At 58.2% G+C, this 263-nt stretch carries 1 pseudogene; it reads right to left on the bottom strand.

The features are described 5' to 3' along the window. Window positions 1-15: 15 nt before the first annotated feature. Window positions 16-263: pseudogene (locus FS767_RS22330) on the bottom strand (Abi family protein); the annotation flags it as partial.

Genomic DNA, 263 nt, shown 5'->3' on the forward strand with positions numbered 1-263 from the left:
TTATTGCCTGCGTTTTTACCAGTCGGCTTCCCAGCCAGGCTGGGCGCCCATGCCCGCGATGTTCAGGCCCAGGTGCGATAGCTCAGGGAAGCTCAGTAGATGCGCCTTGATTCGCTGTGACCAGGTTGATCGAGGATTCACGACGTCCAGAAGATGGCGTGTCATGCGCAGCAGTAGATAGCACCGTGCCAGAGCATGGGCGTTGCCTATGAAAGGCTGTACCCAAGGTGCCTCGGCCAGGTAGGGCAGTTTTGGCTGATCGA

It is taken from the genome of Pseudomonas sp. DE0010, from assembly GCF_007680745.1.
Classification (GTDB): Bacteria; Pseudomonadota; Gammaproteobacteria; order Pseudomonadales; family Pseudomonadaceae; genus Aquipseudomonas; species Aquipseudomonas parafulva_B.